The organism is Bradyrhizobium sp. sGM-13 (assembly GCF_018398875.1).
Taxonomy (GTDB): Bacteria; Pseudomonadota; Alphaproteobacteria; order Rhizobiales; family Xanthobacteraceae; genus Bradyrhizobium.
Window position 1 is genome coordinate 165,342 of record NZ_JAGWDK010000006.1, and the last position, 19,240, is coordinate 184,581.

The window sequence follows — 19,240 nt, forward strand, 5'->3', positions numbered from 1 at the left end:
ATTGCGTTTAATACTTAAGACTTGAGCTTATCCGCAACTCTGAGGAGAGGATAACTTGATCGAAGCGATAAGAGCAGCCACTGCCGCATTGGCTCAATTCCTGGAGCTAAAAATGCCCACCCTGTCGCCAGACTGGTGGGAAAAACACGTCGTGGATCGGCTGAGCTTTCAGCAGCAACGCGCCGTAGAGGAGCGCGGATACAAGACGCTGCGTCAGCTCGACTTTGCCGCATTGCTGCGCGTGCTTGATCAGAACTGGTACGAGTTTTCGAACACTATGCGCCTCCCTCGTGAGGGCAGGAGTTGGGTCAGAGAATTGCAGACCGTGCGAAACAAGTGGGCGCATTTAACTTCGGAGGCCATGCCGGCCAGCGAAGTGTATCGCGATGCCGACACTCTCGGCCGCTTTCTCGGAATGATCGACGCGGATTCAGCTTCACTTGAGGCCGCCGAGTCGGTCAAGGCAACTGCGCTGGCGGCGATGACTCCGAACCGGAACGCTCAAGCCGCGAAGGCGGCTGAAGAGCCTTTGCACGCTGTACCAGGCTCTACAGACATTATTCCGGCTCCGGTGTTGTCGAGCTTTAAGGTGGGCGATCTCGTTGCCCTGCGATCAAATCCAAGCGCTCATGTGCCGGTTCTGGAGGTGCTCACTGGCGGACCAGAATGTCGATATAGAGTCTTTGAGAACAACACGAGGGCAACCTATTACGAAAGCCAGTTGCAGGCGATTGCGGCGCAGACGGATGAGCGCGAAGCGCTCCCCGTGCAAAACCTTCACGCGCATCTGATCGGCCTGCAAATTCTGTCGCCCTCGACGGCGAATCTCTTCTCGCTCCGTTCCGGACGGGTGCAGTTTGTGCCATATCAGTACCGTCCGGTTCTCAAGCTCATCCGCGCAGATCGGCCTCGCCTGTTGATTGCCGACGAGGTCGGCGTCGGAAAGACAATCGAGGCGGGCCTCATCATCAAGGAACTGCGGGCACGGATGGACATCAACTCCGTACTTGTCATCTGCCCCAAGGCCCTGGTCGCCGAGCGAAAATGGTACGCTGAGATGAAGCGGTTTGACGAGCATTTCACCGCGCTCGACGGGTCGCTGCTTCGACATTGCCTGAAGGAAACTGACCTTGAAGGCGAATGGCCCGAACAGTATGCGAAGGCCATACTGCCTTTTTCCTTGTTCGATTCTGACCTTGTCTTAGGCCAAGGTGGACGGGCGAGGAAACAGGACCTGGGGCTTCTCAACCTCAATCCGCCGCCACAATTCGATCTGGTGATCGTCGATGAGGCACATCACATCCGCAACAGCGAAACCTTTCTTCACCAAGGCGTGCGGTTCTTTTGCGATAACGCCAAGGCGGTGGTGCTGTTGACGGCTACCCCTGTCCAGCTGGGCAGCCAGGATCTTTTTACTCTACTTAACGTGCTGCGGCCCGACCTGGTGATCGACCATGCCAGCTTTGAGCAGATGGCCGAGCCGAACCGGCATATCAACACAGCCGTCCAGCATTGCCGGATGGCCAAACCGAACTGGCAACAGGAGGCGCGGAACTGTCTTGCCGAGGTTGCACAAACCGAATGGGGCCGGATTTTCCTTCGCGAGGCGCCGGCGTTTCAAGCGGCCTACGATAAGCTTCAGGACAGCGGCCTCGGGGACGCGGAGCGGGTCGCGCTCACCCGTTCCATCGAAGAGCTCTATACCTTTAGTCCGCTCATCAACCGAACACGCCGCCGGGACATAGGCGAGTTCACAACCCGCAAACCGGAAACCGCGGCGATCGATTTCACAGCCGAGCAAAGCCGCCTTCATGACGGCCTGCTCGACGTGATCGCGCGTATACTCGGCCGTTGCCACGGGCAGCAGAACGTCAAGTTCATGATGACAACGATTCGCCGGCAGGCGGCGAGCTGTCTATACGGGCTTGCACCGATGCTCTCCGAAATCCTTGCCGGCAAACTGGACCGCCTCGAAGCGATGGAGGCGAGCGACAGCGATGCCGATATCGACCTCGATTTCATCAGCCAGGTCCGCGAAGATATTGAAGACCTGATCGATCAAGCGCGCAATCTCGATCCCCGAGATGAGAAGGTCGAGGCATTTATCAAGACGCTTACCGAAAAGAACCGCCTTCCCAATAACAAGGCGCTTGTTTTCAGCACCTTCCGCCACACGCTTCGTTACCTTGCCGAGCACACCCAGAAGGCCGGCCTGCGCTACGGCCTTGTTCATGGCGACGTCCCCGATGATGAGCGGGCCGATCTGCGCCGCCGCTTCGCCTTGCCGAAGGAAGACAGCGAAGCGCTGGACATTCTGCTCTCTTCCGAAGTGGGCTGCGAAGGCCTCGACTTCCAGTTCTGCGACTTTCTCGTCAATTACGACCTGCCGTGGAATCCCATGAAGATCGAGCAGAGGATCGGCCGCATCGACCGTTATGGCCAAAAGAGCGAAGCGATCGCGATCATCAACTTTATCACGCCGGGAACGGTCGATGCCGACATCTATCAGCGGTGCCTGTGGCGCATCGGTGTGTTCCAGCACGCGGTGGGCGGCAGCGAGGAGATTCTGGGCACAATCACGCAGGAACTGCATGACATCGCCGAGAGCTTCACGCTCACGCCCGAAGAGCGCGCCCAGCGGCTTCAGCAGCTCGCGGACAACGGAATCCGCCACATCCGCGAGGAGCAGGAGCTCGAATCAAAGCAGTCAGAGCTGTTCGGCCTGAATGTTCCCAATCAGTCCTGGCGCGATGACATTGCAGCCGCAGAGACTTACTGGTTGTCGCCTGCCGCGATCCAGCGCTGCGTTGCGAGCTATCTGGCCGCGCGCCTTGGCGGCGACGGGGAGTACATTCTGGGCGAAAAGCCGCTCAAGACCTTGCGGCTTAGTCAGGAAGCGCGAAACAAATTGCTGGACGACTACAAGCGGTTGCCGCGCTCAATCGACCCGATTGCGCGCGAATGGGAGAAATGGCTTAAGGGTGCGCAGCCGCTATTATCCGTAACCTTCGAACAGGAAGCCGCTGCCGAAAACCCGAAAGCCGTTCACTTAACCGTTGTGCATCCATTGGTCCGCCAGGCTGCGGGCTACCTGGACCTTTCCGAGACCAAGTACTGTGCTCTCACGGCGCAAAGCGATGCGGTGGGACCCGGAACGTATCATTTTGCCCTGTATCGGTGGACGAAGCTTGGCATCAAACCGGACGAATCTCTCGTCGCTGTAGCGGACGACCCGCAGCTTGAAGCAGCACTGTTCAACCTGTTGCAGTCCGCAAGCGAGACCGGCACCGCGCCGCTGCCGGATGCGGTGGCATGCGATAGACTGGACGTGCGTCACCACGCGAAGTGGTCCGAAGCCCAGGCCAACCACATGGCGCAGAACCGGGAACTGGCCGACCACCGCGTTCAGAGCCTAACAGCCAGCCATCGCGCGCGCTGCAAGACGATCGAGGATCAGATTGCGCGGGCGACCAATGAAAAAATCCGTTTGATGAAGGAGAGCGAGCTGGCGCGCGCCAATGCCGATTTTAACCGCCGTATCGAGGAACTCAATCTTGCGGCGGGAATCGGAGACATTCGGACGGCGCCGGTAGTATTCGGGACGATAGCGGTGACCAAGGAAGCCTCAGCATGACCGTCGTAGAGCAAGCGATGGAGGTTATCGGCCAAGAGCAGGACCTCATTGAAGAGGTGCGCCGCGACAGGGAAGACCTTGCGCGGGTTTTGAAGAAGCACACGGGAATCCGGAAGATCGTCGAAGACCTTTATCCGGACAGTGCGCATTTCATTTACGAACTCTTGCAGAATGCTGAGGACACAGGTGCCACCGACGCCAATTTCATACTGTCCGACACGAGCCTGATCTTTGAGCACAATGGTCGTCCTTTTGAGAAGAAGGACATTTACGGGATCACCGATATCGGAGAGGGAACGAAGGTCCAAGACGACGATAAAATCGGCCGGTTCGGTGTCGGCTTTAAGGCCGTGTTTGCCTACTCTGAAACGCCCCACATCTGGTCGCCCACGTTTTCCTTCAAGATCGAAAACCTCGTACTGCCAACGGCGATTAAGCACAGCCACGAGCTCGGAGCCAAGACTCGCTTCGAATTTCCTTTCAACAATTCCAAGAAGCCAAAGGAGAAGGCCTACGCTGACGTCGAAGACGGTCTTCGCAACTTGGCTGAGACTGCCCTTCTTTTTCTGTCCCATTTGCAATCTGTGGGATGGAAGACCGGCGCAGGCGTATCGGGTCAGATTCTGCGTATTCACCATTCCGACAATCACATTGAGGTTCTCAAGGAGAGCAGCGCCGAGCCGACATCCAGTCTGCATTTCCTGAAATTTGAGCGGCCTGTTACCGGGCTGGAACGACAACGCGTGGCGGTCGCCTTCGCGCTCGACCTCCTGCCGAACGTGCAGCGGTTCGATGAAAAGCTGCCCCTGGCCAAGCAGTTCAGGATCGTCGAGACGCGGGGTGCGGTGGCAGTCTACTTTCCGGCGGAAAAAGAAACGTCAGGCTTGCGCTTTCATATGCACGCACCTTTCGTGCCTGAACTCAGCCGCGCCAGCATCAAGGACACACCCGCTAATGCGCCACTGTTCGAGCAGCTTGCCGAACTTACGGCAGCCGCTCTGCACGACATTCGCGACCATGGCCTGCTCACGGCAGAATTTCTTGCTGTGCTGCCCAACCGACATGAGCAGATACCTCCGCGCTATGCAGCTATACGGCAGACCCTCATCGAGGCGATGAACACCAAGGTTCTTACGCCGACGCATGCCAAAGGGCATGGTCCAGCCCAACACCTGCTCCAGGCCAAGGCCTCACTAAAGGACCTCCTTGCTGAGGGGGATATTGAGTATCTGGTCGATTACGACGATCAACCACCGCGCTGGGCTGTGGCGGCAACGCAGAAGAATACGAACATCGACCGCTTCCTCGGTTCGCTTGCGATAAAGGACTGGGGCATAGAGGAGTTTGTCGAGCTTCTGACGAATAAAGTCGCGGAGGGCACACGGTATCTTTCCCACCCTCCGTACTACGCGTCTGAGCCCGATCAGGACTTCATGGCGTGGCTTGCTTCAAAGCCTGTGGAATGGCACCAGCAGTTCTATGCGCTCCTCTATACGGAGCTCGCGCCAGAAGGCGATTTGTATCGCCTCAAGGATTGCCGGATCGTTCGACGCAGCGATGGCAGCTTCAGTACAGGCGACAAATCCTTTTTTCCCAGCGATGGTGTCGAACACGATGAAGTCCTGCCGCGCGTTGAATCAGCCGTTTATGGCTCGGGCAAGAGCAAAGTGCAGCAGAGCAACGCAAGAAAATTTCTTGAAGATATCGGCGTTCGCGTGGTCGGTGAGGCCGAGCAGGTCGAGGTCATTCTCACTCAGAGATACACTCGCGAGGCCGAGATCCCGGGTGACGAGACGTACCTCAAGGATCTGAAGCGCTTTATCGCTCTCGTTGAGAAGCAGCCGGACTGCTTCAAGCTGTTTAAGGACTACTATGTCTTCGAATGCGATGGCGACCAGTGGTGCCAGCCCTCCGAGGTTTATCTTGATCAACCGTTTCTGGACACAGGCTTGAGTGCCTACTACGCAGCGAGGGGGCAAGATGCAAAGCTGTTTGCGCTCGCCGGGCGGTATCAGGATTGTGGGATAGCCGCTAAGAGACTTGCGGCATTCGCAAAGGCAGTTGGTGCCGTAACCGAGCTAAAGGTCACGCATGTGGCCTGTTACAGAAACCCAGAATGGCCATACCTGCGGGCGGTCGGCGGCGAGAGAAGCACTTCGCCTATCGACCGCGATTACGCAATTGCGGCTCTTGAGGATTTGCTGAGTACGCCCTCGCTGGAGCTTTCCAGACTCGTATGGCGGACCATGTGTTCGTTACCGGGCGACGGGCGGCATCTTGTCGCTACCTACCGTCGGAACGCTAGCTCAGGGTCGCGGAGCGCCAACTCGCAGTTGGTTCATATCTTAAAGCGCAGTGCCTGGGTCCCTCAGGATAATGGCTCGTTCGTGCGCCCCGCTGAGGCCTCGCGCAACCTGCTTCCCAACGGCTTCGCGTTTGATCCGGGCCAGCAATGGCTCAAAGCCGTTAAGTTCGGCGAGGAGGCGGCAAGGCGATCGGAGGAACAGCGTCGAAAAGAAACGGTCGCAAAGGAGCTCGGGTTCACGGACGACGCTAGCCTGGAACGCGCAAGGCGCTTTGTCGCTCTGCCGCCCGAAGATCAGGAACGGATTTTGGCTGATCAGGATCTCCGGGCGGCCGTGGAACTCCCCGACCACGAGCCCGGCAACCCAGTTCGCCGCGCCGAGGGCGTTGCTGCGCAAGCCGCCGAAGCGCCCGAAAGGATTACCGAAGAGCGCAGGAGGTCCGTGTCACTTGGGCGCGAAGCAGTCAAGGAAGAGGCCGCTCAGTACCTTCGTCAACAATACACAGGTGACGGCGACGTGGTCTGCCAAATCTGCAAAGCGCCGATGCCGTTCAAGCTCGATGACGGCACGGATTACTTCGAAAAGATTGAATTCCTGCCCGAACTGAAGAAGCGGCACTACCAAAACTATCTTGCGCTATGTCCCAATCACGGCGCTATGTTCAAGGAAGCGAACGGTTCCGCTGAAATTATGCGCGCTATGTTCGTTGAGCTGTCGTGTAACGAACTTGAAGTCGTTCTCGCGCAGGCGAATGCTACGATTTATTTCACAAAGACCCACATCGCGGACCTAAAGAAGGTCATCGAGGTCGATCAGGCTGAGGATACTCTGCCGAGTCATTCGGACGACTGATTTGAGCCGTGCGCCTGACGGCGCATTGGCCTCTCATTGCTGCGCTCCGGGAACCGCCTCCGCCATCCGGTGTCGATCCTTCGCGCAGGTGATCGGGGCAGCCGTTGGCTGACTTCCTTTTGTTTGTTTTGAGGACCGGCAGTGGAAACCCAATGAGACGTCTTACTGATCGAGCTGCTAAAAGGCGCTACTGCGCAACAGTGAGCTCGTATCGCAACTTTGTTGACCGTAACAGGCGTCTCTAGATGGAAGAGAAGTCCTGCAAGAAGAAGCACGGCCTTGGAACGGTGTGCGCTACACTTGGCGGGCTCGTTATGGCGGCAACCGAAGCCGCTGTCAAAGAAGCATCAGCGCAGGCTGCGTCGACTGGATGACCTCTCGATTGGCATTTCTTTTGGTCGGTAAGCGAAATCGACAAATGCTACACCAGAGGCAGCGATGCTGGTCAAAATAAACCTACAGAAAGGAACGAATACTATGAAGGAATGGGTTTCGGTGTTGCGGGCTGCGGATGCCGCGGCGCGATGGCATGTCCATCAGCGGCGCAAGGGAATCGCTCAGGAGCCGTACATCAATCACTTGCTGGAAGTGGCTAGTTTAGTGACCGAAGCGACCGGCGGCTCCGATCCGAATTTGCTGATTGCGGCATTGCTCCACGACGCGGTCGAGGATCAGGAGGTGCCACTTGAAATAATCGCCCGCGAATTTGGAAAGCAGGTCGCTGATATTGTGTTGGAAGTAACGGACGATAAGAGCCTTCCAAAAGAAGAACGGAAAAGCAAGCAGATTGAAGCCGCACCTAAGAAGAGCCAGGGCGCGAAATTGATCAAACTTGCGGATAAGACGAGCAACTTGCGAACAATCGCGTCAAGTCCTGCGGCCGGCTGGTCTGTTAAGCGTCGACTCGAATACATCGCATGGGCCAAGAATGTGGTTGCCGGGCTGCGCGGTACGTCATCTTGGCTAGAACAGCAGTTCGATGAAGCTGTGACAAACGCAGAGCATTCGATTAACCCGCCTTTGACAGGCGTTTAAAGGTTAGCTGTGAATACCGGGCTTGCAAACGCGTTTCAATAAACCGAGGGCAGATGCACAAAGTCGAGGGAACGCTCAATCTCAGTGCTGGCGACCTGGTGGGGCATCTGAATTGCCGCTATCTGACCAAGCTCGATCTCAGGGTCGCCAACGGCGAATTGGATAAGCCGACGATTTGGGATCCGGTGCTCGAAGTGCTGGCGGAGCGCGGAAGGCTGCACGAGCGGGGCTTTATCGAGCACATCGAGGCAGGCGGTCTGACCGCAACCATCGTTGATGGTGTAGGTGTCGATACCAAATCGCTGGACGCCACCAGCGCCGCCATGGCCCGCGGAGACGCGATCATCGTTCAGGGTGCGCTGCAGGCGGGCTGCTGGAACGGTCGGGTCGACGTTCTTAGGAGGGTGGAAACACCAAGCCGCTTCGGCCCTTGGTCTTATGAAGTAATCGACACCAAGCTCGCGCGGGAGACGAAGGGCAATACAGTCGTTCAGATATCACTATACTCGGACCTGCTGTCGAAAACCCAGGAGGTCGAGCCAATTTCCGCCTTCGTGGTTACGCCGGGTACAAGCTACATCCCGGAGGCGTACCGGGTCGCCGACTATGGCGCGTACTATCGGCATGTCCGGAGCAGTCTCGAGCGCTCCGTCTCGGGAGCGATCGCGTGTGATCCTTATCCTGAGCCGATCGAACATTGCGAGATATGTCGTTGGCGCCGCCACTGTGACGGGAGGAGGAGAGCCGACGATCATATGTCCCTCGTCGCTGGCATCAGTAAATCCCAGATCGGTGAGCTGGAGCGGCATGGGATCGCGAGCACTGCTGCGCTGGCGACGCTGCCTTTGCCGCTTCAGTGGAGGCCTGATCGGGGGGCCGCCAAGAGCTTCGAGAAGATACGCGAGCAGGCCAGGATCCAGGTCGAGGGAAGGACGAGAGGCAAGGTCCTTTACGAGACGTTGCCGGTAATTGCTGGATTCGGGCTTTCGCGCCTTCCCCAACCTTCTCCGGGCGACATTTTCTTCGACTTCGAGGGCGATCCGTTCGTCGGCAACGGCGGTTTGGAGTTTCTATTCGGCTATATCTACTCGGATGGTCAGGGTTCCGATTGCTATGTGGGCGATTGGGCTTCGAACCGGCAGGAGGAGAGGGGTGCGTTCGAGCGCTTCGTCGATTTCGTGACCGAGCGGCTCAAAGTCTATCCCGATCTGCACATCTACCATTTTGCGCCATACGAACCGGCGGCAATGAAGCGCCTGATGGGTCGCTATGCAACGCGCGAGAACGAGGTCGACGGTCTGTTGCGCGCGGAGATTTTCGTCGACCTCTTTTCCGTCGCACGCCACAGTATCCGAGCGAGTGTAGAGAGCTATTCGATAAAGAAGCTCGAGCCGCTTTACTCGTTTGTCCGAACCGTGCCGTTGGAGGATGTCGGTGCGGTGATGGCCCGTACCCAAGCGCGTCTCGAAATGGCCGATACGGCCGGAATTCCGGAAAATGATAAGACCGCGATCAGGGGTTATAATCGGGACGATTGCGTGTCCACCGCAGGCCCTGCGGAGTTGGCTGGAGACGGTACGTGAGGATCTTATTGCAAGCGGCGCGGTAATCGACCGGCCGGTGGCGGCGGTGTCTGAGATCAGCACTGAGCTCGACGAATGGCAGAAAAAAGTCGCCGCGCTTGTCGCACGTCTCACGGACGGTGTGCCTGACGACCTCAGTGAACGGAGTACCGAACAGCAAGCGCGATGGCTGCTGGCGTTCATGCTAGATTGGCACGGACGCGAGAAAAAGGCTGTTTGGTGGGAATACTTCCGGCTTCGCGACTTTTCGGCGGAAGACCTGCTTCATGAGCGGGCCGGCTTGGCGGACATCACGTTCCTGCAGCAGGTCGGCGGCACCACAAAGGCACCCGTGCATCGCTACCGGTTCGCACTGCAAGATACCGACATCCGGGCCGAAGACGATCTCAGGAGCATCGGTGGCGAGAAGTTCGGACGCGTAGTCGGTATTTCTCTCGACGATCGCACAATCGACATCAAGAAGCGCGGAGACACCGCAGGCTGTCATCCCGAGGCGGTATTCGCCCACAACTTCGTCGATACCCAGGTGCTCGCCGATGCGTTGATGCGGATCGGCGAATACGTGGCGGAGCACGGAATGGAGGGCGAGGGCGATTATCGTGCGGCCCGCGACCTTTTGATAGCCGTTGCGCCACGTCTTCTAGGGCAAGATTTGCAGCTGGACGGCGAGCCGTCATTGACGGCGGCGATCCGGATAGCCCTCAACCTCGACAGCAGCGTTTTCCCCGTGCAAGGACCGCCCGGCGCGGGCAAAACCTACACGGGCGCCCGGATGATTTGCGCGCTCGCGCGCGAGGGTAAGAGAGTTGGGATTACTGCCAACAGTCACAAGGTCATCCGCAACCTTCTGGATGAAGTTGTGGTCGCTGCGCGCGAACAGGCCTTGCCGATCGGTTGCATTCAGAAGATCTCCGACAAGGAAGACGATCGGCCAAGCTTGAAGTTCACGACGGACAATGCGGCATTCCTCGATGCCCTTAATTCTGACTGCCAGGTCGGGGGCGGAACGGCATGGTTTTGGGCCAGACCGGACGCCGCCCGCAGCGTCGACGTGCTCTTTATCGACGAGGCCGCCCAAATGTCGCTGGCTAACGTTCTGGCCGTTTCCCATGCCGCGCGGAGCGTCGTACTTCTGGGGGATCCTCGTCAGCTTGAGCAGCCGATACAAGGGAGCCATCCCGACGGTGTCGACGTCTCATCGCTCGACCATATCCTCGGCCCGCATGCGACTGTGCCCGCGGACCGCGGCCTCTTCCTTGCGGAGACCTGGCGACTACATCCGCTCATCTGCGCATTCAATTCGGAGATGTTCTACGAAAGCCGCCTGCATCCCCGTCCGGGGTTGGAGCACCAGGCGATCAGGTCGAAAAGTAGGCTCAGTGGCGCGGGACTGCGCTACCTACCGGTAGAGCATCAAGGCAATCAAAGCTCATCGCGGGAGGAAGCCGACGTGATCCGTGATCTCGTCGCCGAAATCCTAGGTGGCGGGGCGACGTGGGTTAATCGCGAGGGTGTTGAGGCGCCGGTCGGGCTGGAGGAAATTCTGATCATCGCGCCCTACAACGCGCAGGCGTTCGAGCTTCAGGAACGCATTCCCGGCGCCCGTGTCGGGACCGTAGATAAGTTTCAAGGACGGGAGGCGCCCATCGTGATCTATTCGATGACAACCTCAAGCCACTCCGACGCCCCCCGTGGCATGGAGTTTCTCTATAGCGCCAACCGTCTGAACGTTGCCACTTCGCGTGCGAAATGTATCTGTGTCGTCGTCGCATCGCCCCGTTTGTTTGAAGCGGAGTGCAGGACGCCCCGCCAGATGCTACTTGCCAACGCGTTTTGCAGGTACCTAGAGTTGGCGGCTCCTATCTAATCGAGAGCAGCCCGTGGACTGGTTGAAGACCGACGCCGGTGGTGCGTCTTGCTAAGCACCAAGATGTTTCGACCGGAACTGAGACACGCGTGAAATGCGGTCAGGCAGATAGGTAGTATGATCGAAGAGTATCCTTTCAATGTCCGCGTCCATCGATAGCCTCCTTGTCCTTCCAGCAACCACAACGAAATGCGTTAAGTTCACAAATGTTAATCGGCGTGGGGTCCTGGCGCCGATAACGCGACAATTGGGGTAAGACTCTGTTCGAGCAAGTCGAAGACACCGGTTTAATTGGCGATGTTGAAGTCTGGAGGATCGGAAGAGGTGTGCTGCCCCCGTAATCAAGTGCCGGGGATGAAGTATCCTGCTCGGAAATTTCGTCTAGAGCCTCTTGGTAACCAACCATGTTATCCGCCGTTCGTCGTCTGTATCCTGCTGATTGCTTCGATCAGATCAGAGGCTTGAAGACGATGCAGGATCTCTCTTGCTCGTATGCATCTGACAAAGGTGTCCTTATTCCATTTCGCTTGGCGTTGATGAGGTACGTGATTCCATCGCGACCTGTTCGTTCCAGGCGCGCACTCTCTATGGCGAGCTTGGCAAGATGTGCTGCCGTAAGTGGCGCGATGGTCGCAGGAAATCGTGCTGCCAGAATTGCGTCAACCCCTTCGAAGTTTGCATAGCGGTCGATAATTAGCGTGTTCGGACTTGGGTTGGCATGGTGGGTGTAGTGTCCACCTTGTCCAACTCTATTAGTTTCGCGGCGCCAGAGCCGATCCTTGGCAACCTGTTCGGAAACATTTAGGAGTAGAATTTGGGCAAGCACTGAAGCGCCGCCGTGTTCTAGAGGCACCAGTGTGGGCGCGCCCCCGCGCTTAATGCTGCTACGCGCAAATTCGACACCAAATGGAGTACGCACATTCAGCTTGCATCCGACCACAGCCTCCTCGATCTCTGCGCCCGGGTTATCGATCAGCGAACCGAATGCCAGTATGCCGACGGATGTTGTCATAACCAGTTCCCTCCATTGACACGAGTATCCTAATACGAGTGTCTGGCGCTCGCTGGTTGTAGTCACCTGCACAACTGACCTATGTTGATACTGGCATTCAGACTAGGCAGCGTACTTCGTTAAAGCGCGCTCGGATCAAATTCATTCACTATCTCTGCAAACGCGCGTGTAGGTGCTCCAAAGCTAACAAGCCTCACTTGAAGGCCGAATCCCGTCATCATTTTAAGGGCTCGTCGCAACGCGCTATGGATCCAAGCTTCATCGTTGCCAAAGGCGCCTCCGCCCAAACTTGTGAGCAGAACGATATTCGATGAGCCACGCTGAGCATTCAGGACCGCTGCCCACATCGTTGCCTCGTAGGCCGCCTCCAGAACTAGCGAGGCGAACGCCTTCCAGTGAACCGAAGGTATATGGCGGTTGTAACTCACGGGTAGAGCGGAGCAGAATGCTTGCGAGACGACCGTCGCAGGATGCTTGTCCGTCGCATCGGTAACCTCGACGTCGGTGTGGAGCCCAATGCGCAGCTTCCCACGCAACATTTCGACGTGGTCAGGCCGAGCCGAGCGAATATGCTCTGCGATGGCATCAAGTCCGCTTTGGCTACATTGAGCGTAGCCGTTTTTCATCTCCCAAAACGACCCAACCGGCCAGCCTAGGGCCTCACTCAAAGCGGTTCCAATATCCTCCAATCCGTCAAGCTGACGTTTCCTTGTTTGTCCTTCCGCACTCCCAACTTTGGCAAAATAGTTGCGGTAGATCGTTGCAGCCCCGGCAGCTATCGCGCAAGCCGGCCCCTGAGTGCGATCGTATTGATAAATTGCGACGCCGTCCTCTGGCGTTATGTTCGGACCGGTCATTTCAAGCAAATTAAACTGGGAAGCGACCTGAAATAGCGTGCCCGCGTATTGAGGCTGCCTGTGCATTTCCCGCACGTCCCCAGTCACCAATGATACCTTAAGGCGCCCCGATAAGCCTTTGATGCATTTCGCTCGCTGACGAAGGGTTTCGAGCGATGCCAGTTCCAACTTTCCGATGGCATAGCTCTTGCCGTTGACTAGCGACTTCAGTCGGCCGCGATCGACCACAAGCCTAGCGCGGGTTTCAGCGTAGTCGGTCTCTTGAAATCCCGTCAGCCTCTCAAACCAATCCAAGCAGCCGCCTCCAAGATCTGCCATCTCGATCGCGCCTTTGCGTGCGATGCGTACCGAATTAATTGCCTCTTCGGGCGGCATGCCGAGTTCGACCGGCAGGCGTGCCGGAATCATGCCAGCGCGCCCCAGGCCGCCCTTGCAATGGACGAAGATGTCGGAGCCGCAGCGTGCAAAAGGCGGCTTATATCAGTCAACGAAGTCCGGGCAAAAGCCTAACTCACCTGGCGGTGGATGCGATCGAGTGGCGCGCGGTGGAGTAACTGAGATGAGCTATCCTGTTGGGCCTAGGCTCGTCGCTTTGGCCAATCGAATTCTGCGCAATCTGGATTTGATCGAGGCCAAAGCGACGCCGAACCTGACAATTGGTTTGGATTGGTGGGCCGATGAGACGGCGGGGCGAGCCGGAGCGCTCACCCCAACGGCGCGCCCGCGCCCCGCCGGCTCCTGCATAGGTCCGGGATCCGGGCGGTGCGGGTTATGCGGTGATACGGCCCGCTGCTTTGGCCTCTGCGGCATACGACGACAGCGGCTTGTCGGCGACGAAGTGCTGATCTCGCTCGACGGGCAAGCCTAGCTTTCCTCTTAATTGAGTGATTTCAGCAAGGCTGACATAGCCAAGTTCGGGAAAACCCAGGCCCAGGTCACAGAGACCGAACAAGCGGTCCGGGTCGTCGGGGTCAACTTCACTGAGGAGCCAGGTGGCCACGCCATCCGGCGTGAACAATTTGACCACCGGCCGATGGTCCGTGGCCGGAAGAAGCGCGTTCACCAGAAGTTCGACGCGGTCCGCGACCGTGAGAAGGGGTTCGTTTTTCATTTAACCTCCTTCGGGTTCATTCGAGACTGAGCCGCTATCTTTTGCGGTGGTCCTGCCTGTCGATTTCGTCCCGCTGACCGAGTGACAGCGGATGGCCTCGCAAGCGGAGCAAGCGTGGAGGCGGCGGTGTTGTCTGATGAGCAGTCAACGAACTCGTGAAGTGAGAGATGATAGATGCGCTCGAAGTCGGCGTAGCGGCGCCAGAGGTCACGGGCGAGATCATTGGCGCCGGCCGCCTGCATCGCTTCAATAATGCTTTCCAGCGTCAAGGCCTGGAAGGCCACACGATTAGTGTCTCGATCGTCATCATCGATGAGCTGGTTTTCGTACACCTTAAACGCAGCCATAACGCGGCGATTGAGGCGCGGTCCAACGGCAATGAACATGGCTCTTTGCACGATTTCCTGCTCAACCGTGAGCTGTGCGAGCATATGTTCACGCCACAATTGCTCGAGCCCCAACGAACGAAGCACCGGGCTGTCAGGATCAACAAAAAGGCCGGATTTGCGAGAAACTTCGTCGTAGCGGTCACGGAGCCGAGCGGCGGGGCCAGTCATATCCTCGGAGTATTTGACCTCGATGAAGACAGTGCCGGGCTCGCCGTCAGGCGTGATGACGCGCATGGCGAGATCGAAGGCAGTCCCGTCATGAAGAAAGCGTTCCTCGCGGCGTCCGGGTGAATGCTCAAAGATAAATCCTTCGACCTGCTCGACGAAATCGGGGAGCAGTCCACGAAAAACATCGCTGGCGAGCTTGAGGTCGAGGGCCATTGGGCCGAACAGATTGAAGCATAGAGGCATCGAGCTGAGAGCGTTGCCGAACAACCGCTCTTCGTCGATCGCGGCGCCTTCTTCGCGCATTAACAACTCATGCCGGACGAAGGCATGAATGTCGGGTGAGAGAAAGTTCTTGCCGGCGCGAGCCGCATCGCGACTGAGATTCGAGTGAAGCGGCATGACAACGGCGGTGTCTCCTTCACCACGAACGTGAATACCGGTCTCGATGTTATGATCCTGCAGCCAAAGTGCCTGAAGCAATCGCGCGGCTTTACGGAACCGCGTATCGATCTCGAAATGGACATTGTGCTTTTTGGCTAGCTCGTCAGTGATTAACGGGCAACGTGGTAGCGAGGCGCGTGTGAAGGGCGCATTCGAACAGGCAACCATCTAAATCTCCAGCGTGATAAAGGACGCCGAAGATTCGGATGGGCATCGGCTTTGTTGCGAGTTGTGCGGAGCTTAGGCGATGTTCGAGCCGTGAATGGAAACTCTGAGTTGTTCATCGTCGTCTCCTGGTTTCGATCCGTCACCGGTCGTCGAGACTGCCGAAAAACGCAAGAAGTTATCTGAGATGCTTCCCATCGAGACGGCGGGTGCGATCGGCATCAGTTACAGATGCGGTACGCCAGCGAAAGGCACCACCTCTCTATCGAGGTGGTGAGAAGGGAGTGCCCGAACCATGGTGGACGCTTGAGGGGAGTCGCTCCTTGCCCGTCAGGGCAAGGCTTCGCCTGTCGGGGCGAAGCCTGCTGACCAAGATGTGTCCGAACCTCGGAGCCACGCCGTCGGTAAGCCGCTGGATTGAACGCAACCTTATTATAGGGAGGCCGGGGTCAGGCGGTCGGCCTTTACGCGCTGCTTCATCTGACGCGGACGGATCGTACTGCACATCCTTCTGCAATAGGATCGTCTGTGAGTCGGGGCATCCCGGAGCTCACTCCTGCGATAGCGCAATCGCAATCGCTTTCACCACTGCCAATGGTCGTATCTGGCTGTCCCTAAGTCGCATGGCTAGCGTTAAGGACCAGAACCCGTAAGGGGCAGGCTATTGCTATGACTGAGCAATAGATCTGCACTATCGGCGCTTGGACTGGTTAGCGTCAGAAGCTGTGGTCCGGCTCTGAGCGATCGTGCGGCGCCGGCAGAGACACGAGCCGTGCGCGCATCATCAAATGTAACGATAGTTCGTGCAGAAGCTTAGGCCCGCGAAGCCGGCGCATCGGCTCTGGCCTCGGCATCTTTGACGAGCTTAATAAATCTATCGAGCCCGTTTTCGGGGTCGCATTGCGGGGCGCCGTCGCGATGGATCTTGCCGCTGTTCGGCCAAAAATTGTACGACCCGACTTTCAAATGGTAAGCGGTTTTGCGCTCAAACCAAATGCCCTCTCGTTTCAGGCGGACCATCGCGGCGTACATGTTTTTGGAAAGTGAGGGTGGGTTCATGGTTAGTCCTTGCTTGCTAGCTGTGCCCGGGTGACGGCGGGATGATCGGGTCTTGGCGGTTCTATCGGTCGCCGGAATGACAGATTGGATCGTTTGTCCGTCAATCTGAGAGATCAAAAGATATAGTCGCGAGGCCTTAGGTCTTTCAGCAGGCTGAGCCGAAAAACCCGGCAGCTGTCATAGCGTTTGGCAGGTTGAATAAGCCTACCCAGGGAGATTGTGAAACGCGCCGAGGCCTTCCTTCGTTTATGTGCAAAGATCAGCTGGCCGACCGAGCAGCCGCAATTTCCGTGCAGACACTAAAATCATTGGCGGTTTCATTGAATCGTATAGAAGAAGGGCAGATTTCGAGCGACGTGCTCGAACCTGCGAAGCCGGATAGTTTAGATAGGTTCGAATAGCCCACCAAGAGGTGGATGCCGTCAACAACGTGCTTGCTCGTGCAAGGGCATTCGACCACTGCTCGGCCGTTGTCGAGCGCATACGAAAATATCAAATTCTGAGCGGTGTCGTCAGAGCGAATATCGATTGGACCACCCATGCCGTGATGTTTTGGCTTTTGCGATAATATCCAGGAAAGGCTTTCACTGAGCGCTTGATCATCAAACTGGAATTCCTGATATGCCTCGAACGGTTCTTCGAGCCAAGGAACGTCTTTATCCGCCCTGGGAATTCTGAGTCTGAATGCGTCATCGAAAAAGATCTGAGTCTGGCCCATCTTGCAAAATTGCGTGGATAACGGATCAAACTGACGAAGCGCTTCCGCTATTGCTTTCGAATCGGGTCGGGTAATTGTCATTTCCAGGCCGCTTAGTTTGTCGGAAGTCACGGACCTGCGGCCGATCGAAGTTGAGGCCTTTGCGATAGCCCCGAGAATGCCAATAGACGAAGTAGGTGCTGTGGTATCTTTGTCCGTTGCGAAAGGGCGCGCCATCATCACAGCCTTCGCGATCTCTGACGGGGCGACAGGCTTGGCGTCTCGAAGTTCATCGCAAGATACCGGAGGGGCATTTGTTGTCTTGTAGGGCCATCTTATTTTGAGGTCGGCGACGGTGCCGATAAATGTTTGCGCGCTTGAGGGCGCCGACTCGGCACGCACAAAGCAGAATCTGAATTCGCACCGCGTACCATCCTCCGGAATAACCGCCGTAAATCGGGTCGAGGCCTCAAATGTCAGTGGCAGGTGGTCGCTGGAGTTTTCAAGCCTGACGGGGATGGTCGCTTCAATCATCAGGGATTTACCAGCGCGCACCGTCATTGCCGTGTCAGAGATCGAAAATGATACGCTCTGTTTAGGCGCAATGATGTCGCACATCTTTGTCGTCTTTAACAGCAGCGACGCGTCCGCATAAAGGACGAGAGCGTTGCCGTTGAGGCTCGGGTCTTCACCATTTTCTAAGCCAACGCCCTCAGATGATCCGTGCATTCATGCGCTCCCTACTGCCTTGCTAGACAAGGTTGGCTTTGAAGCCGCTAACAAATAGGCTGAAAAGGTCAGGTCATCATTTTCAAATTGCAATCCAATGAAACTGCCGGCTTTGTGAATCGCGAACTCCACGTTCGTGGGGTCGACAGCGTCGAGGAGAAATCTCAATGGGCGCGTGGGAAGCTTGAATCTGACACCTTGATTTCGGGTGCAGAAACCAGTCGTTTTCTTGTGGATCTCGTGCGGATCATCATCCACCCCGGGAGAACCCAAAAGGATGCATTCACGTTTGCCGTCGCCGTCTATTGTGAAGGTAATATGAGCATTCTCCATGAATGCACTTTCGGTGATTTTCACGAAATCGATTAGTTCCGATTTCGGCAATAGCAAGGTTTCCGTTGAAGGAGCGACGTGCCATGTCGGCGCCTCTTCGGCGATTGTCTCGAATCCATAAGCCAGGCGATCATCGGAAATAATGCAAAACGGTCCACTCTTTGCGATTCGCGTCTGACCCATGTGCAGGAGAACAAGTGACAGTGTGATCGAGGCGTTCAGGCGAATTGAAGTACTTAGATTGGGCAAAGTCGCAGACGCCGCTTCGAGCATAGCGCAGCTCCCGCCGCCACGCACAAGACCGGGCGAAAGCGTAATCAGAGTTGATAGACCGTCGGGAATCGCATCCCCGAGAACTTGGCCCAGCATTTCAAGGGCCTTGGAAGTCGTCCTAGCGTTGAATTCGCTGGAGATCGCAAGATCGAGATCATTGGCGAACTTATCGCAGCGTCCAACAAATTTCGTCTGAGAAACTAGAGTCAGGGGACGGCGAAACCGCTCAGAGTATAGATGAGCCGTCGTGCCAATCTTGATGGACGCGATGCCTTTGACGGCTTTGGACGCGCGAGCGAGTTCGTCGTACGAGAGAACGTATGTGCGTTGTTTCGGACCGGTAAAGTTCAAGGGCTTGCCCTGAAGGTTCAATCGCAGGAACGCCCCCATGTTGTCGCCGTCGATGCGAATTGCGTCTTGCGATACAACGAGCCGGCACAGGCGATGTTGATCGGGCACGCCGCGATAGAAAATCTCAAAAAGACGCGCGAGCCATCGGAATTCATTTTCCTCAATTGCAAATCCGAACTCGTCGTTTGCAAGTGGAAACCGGTTGAAGTCAGGCACAATGGCTGCAAAGCTGCGAGGTACAAACTGGCCAGAATCGTCAAGAGAGGCCGACGGTCCCTCCACCAAGTCGTGGAAGAAATCGAGGTCGTCCAGTTGTTTATCTTCCATCGGCACCTCGAATCCAGCAATATGCATATAGAGTGAAAGCCACATTCATCG

At 56.9% G+C, this 19,240-nt stretch carries 11 protein-coding genes; 5 read left to right on the forward strand and 6 right to left on the reverse strand.

What is annotated here, in order from left to right:
* Positions 1-55: 55 nt before the first annotated feature.
* The 5 genes from KJQ96_RS11360 (at position 56) to KJQ96_RS40170 (ending at position 11,277) form a co-directional block, all read left to right on the forward strand.
* Positions 56-3,634, forward strand: a complete 3,579-nt coding sequence (locus KJQ96_RS11360; protein ID WP_249733947.1) for a DEAD/DEAH box helicase — start codon at positions 56-58, stop codon at positions 3,632-3,634.
* The gene (locus KJQ96_RS11365; protein WP_213286702.1) at positions 3,631-6,792 is read left to right on the forward strand and encodes a sacsin N-terminal ATP-binding-like domain-containing protein; all 3,162 of its coding nucleotides are present in this window, start codon (positions 3,631-3,633) and stop codon (positions 6,790-6,792) included. The genes KJQ96_RS11360 and KJQ96_RS11365 overlap by 4 nt, the downstream gene beginning before the upstream one ends.
* A 438-nt stretch (positions 6,793-7,230) precedes the next feature.
* Entirely contained in the window at positions 7,231-7,827 is a 597-nt protein-coding gene (locus KJQ96_RS11370; protein WP_249733948.1) for an HD domain-containing protein, read from the forward strand.
* A gap of 53 nt (positions 7,828-7,880) precedes the next feature.
* Complete coding sequence (locus KJQ96_RS40165) at positions 7,881-9,410, forward strand: TM0106 family RecB-like putative nuclease (RefSeq protein ID WP_249733950.1); 1,530 nt, start codon at positions 7,881-7,883, stop codon at positions 9,408-9,410.
* Between the two features lie 46 nt (positions 9,411-9,456).
* The gene (locus KJQ96_RS40170; RefSeq protein ID WP_309142401.1) at positions 9,457-11,277 is read left to right on the forward strand and encodes an ATP-binding protein; all 1,821 of its coding nucleotides are present in this window, start codon (positions 9,457-9,459) and stop codon (positions 11,275-11,277) included.
* 448 nt (positions 11,278-11,725) lie between these two features.
* Here the strand turns inward: KJQ96_RS40170 and KJQ96_RS11380 are convergent, their stop codons facing one another.
* The 6 genes from KJQ96_RS11380 to KJQ96_RS11410 all read right to left on the reverse strand — a co-directional run bounded on the left by KJQ96_RS11380 (position 11,726) and on the right by KJQ96_RS11410 (position 19,189).
* Positions 11,726-12,289 carry a hypothetical protein gene (locus tag KJQ96_RS11380; protein ID WP_213286703.1) on the reverse strand — a complete coding sequence of 188 codons (564 nt, stop codon included), beginning with the start codon at positions 12,287-12,289 and terminating at the stop codon, positions 11,726-11,728.
* A gap of 119 nt (positions 12,290-12,408) precedes the next feature.
* Positions 12,409-13,554, reverse strand: a complete 1,146-nt coding sequence (locus KJQ96_RS11385) for a hypothetical protein (protein ID WP_249733952.1) — start codon at positions 13,552-13,554, stop codon at positions 12,409-12,411.
* 361 nt (positions 13,555-13,915) lie between these two features.
* On the reverse strand, positions 13,916-14,257 hold the full coding sequence (locus KJQ96_RS11395; RefSeq protein ID WP_213286704.1) for a DUF2958 domain-containing protein: 342 nt from the start codon (positions 14,255-14,257) through the stop codon (positions 13,916-13,918).
* Positions 14,254-15,423 (reverse strand): hypothetical protein, encoded by a 1,170-nt coding sequence (locus KJQ96_RS11400; RefSeq protein WP_213286705.1) that lies wholly within the window; start codon positions 15,421-15,423, stop codon positions 14,254-14,256. Before KJQ96_RS11400 ends, KJQ96_RS11395 begins: the two co-directional genes overlap by 4 nt.
* Positions 15,424-16,738: 1,315 nt before the next feature.
* Positions 16,739-17,905, reverse strand: coding sequence for a hypothetical protein (locus KJQ96_RS11405; RefSeq protein WP_213286706.1), 1,167 nt, complete (start codon positions 17,903-17,905; stop codon positions 16,739-16,741).
* Positions 17,906-19,189, reverse strand: a complete 1,284-nt coding sequence (locus KJQ96_RS11410) for a hypothetical protein (RefSeq protein ID WP_213286707.1) — start codon at positions 19,187-19,189, stop codon at positions 17,906-17,908.
* Between the last annotated feature and the right edge of the window lie 51 nt (positions 19,190-19,240).

Coding starts and splice junctions, on each gene's coding strand:
- KJQ96_RS11365 (WP_213286702.1), top strand. CDS start 3,631: ATGACCGTCGTAGAGCAAGCGATGGAGGTTATCGGCCAAGAGCAGGAC.
- KJQ96_RS40165 (WP_249733950.1), top strand. CDS start 7,881: ATGCACAAAGTCGAGGGAACGCTCAATCTCAGTGCTGGCGACCTGGTG.
- KJQ96_RS11370 (WP_249733948.1), top strand. CDS start 7,231: ATGCTGGTCAAAATAAACCTACAGAAAGGAACGAATACTATGAAGGAA.
- KJQ96_RS11385 (WP_249733952.1), bottom strand. CDS start 13,554: ATGATTCCGGCACGCCTGCCGGTCGAACTCGGCATGCCGCCCGAAGAG.
- KJQ96_RS11395 (WP_213286704.1), bottom strand. CDS start 14,257: ATGAAAAACGAACCCCTTCTCACGGTCGCGGACCGCGTCGAACTTCTG.
- KJQ96_RS11405 (WP_213286706.1), bottom strand. CDS start 17,905: ATGCACGGATCATCTGAGGGCGTTGGCTTAGAAAATGGTGAAGACCCG.
- KJQ96_RS11400 (WP_213286705.1), bottom strand. CDS start 15,423: ATGGTTGCCTGTTCGAATGCGCCCTTCACACGCGCCTCGCTACCACGT.
- KJQ96_RS11380 (WP_213286703.1), bottom strand. CDS start 12,289: ATGACAACATCCGTCGGCATACTGGCATTCGGTTCGCTGATCGATAAC.
- KJQ96_RS11410 (WP_213286707.1), bottom strand. CDS start 19,189: ATGGAAGATAAACAACTGGACGACCTCGATTTCTTCCACGACTTGGTG.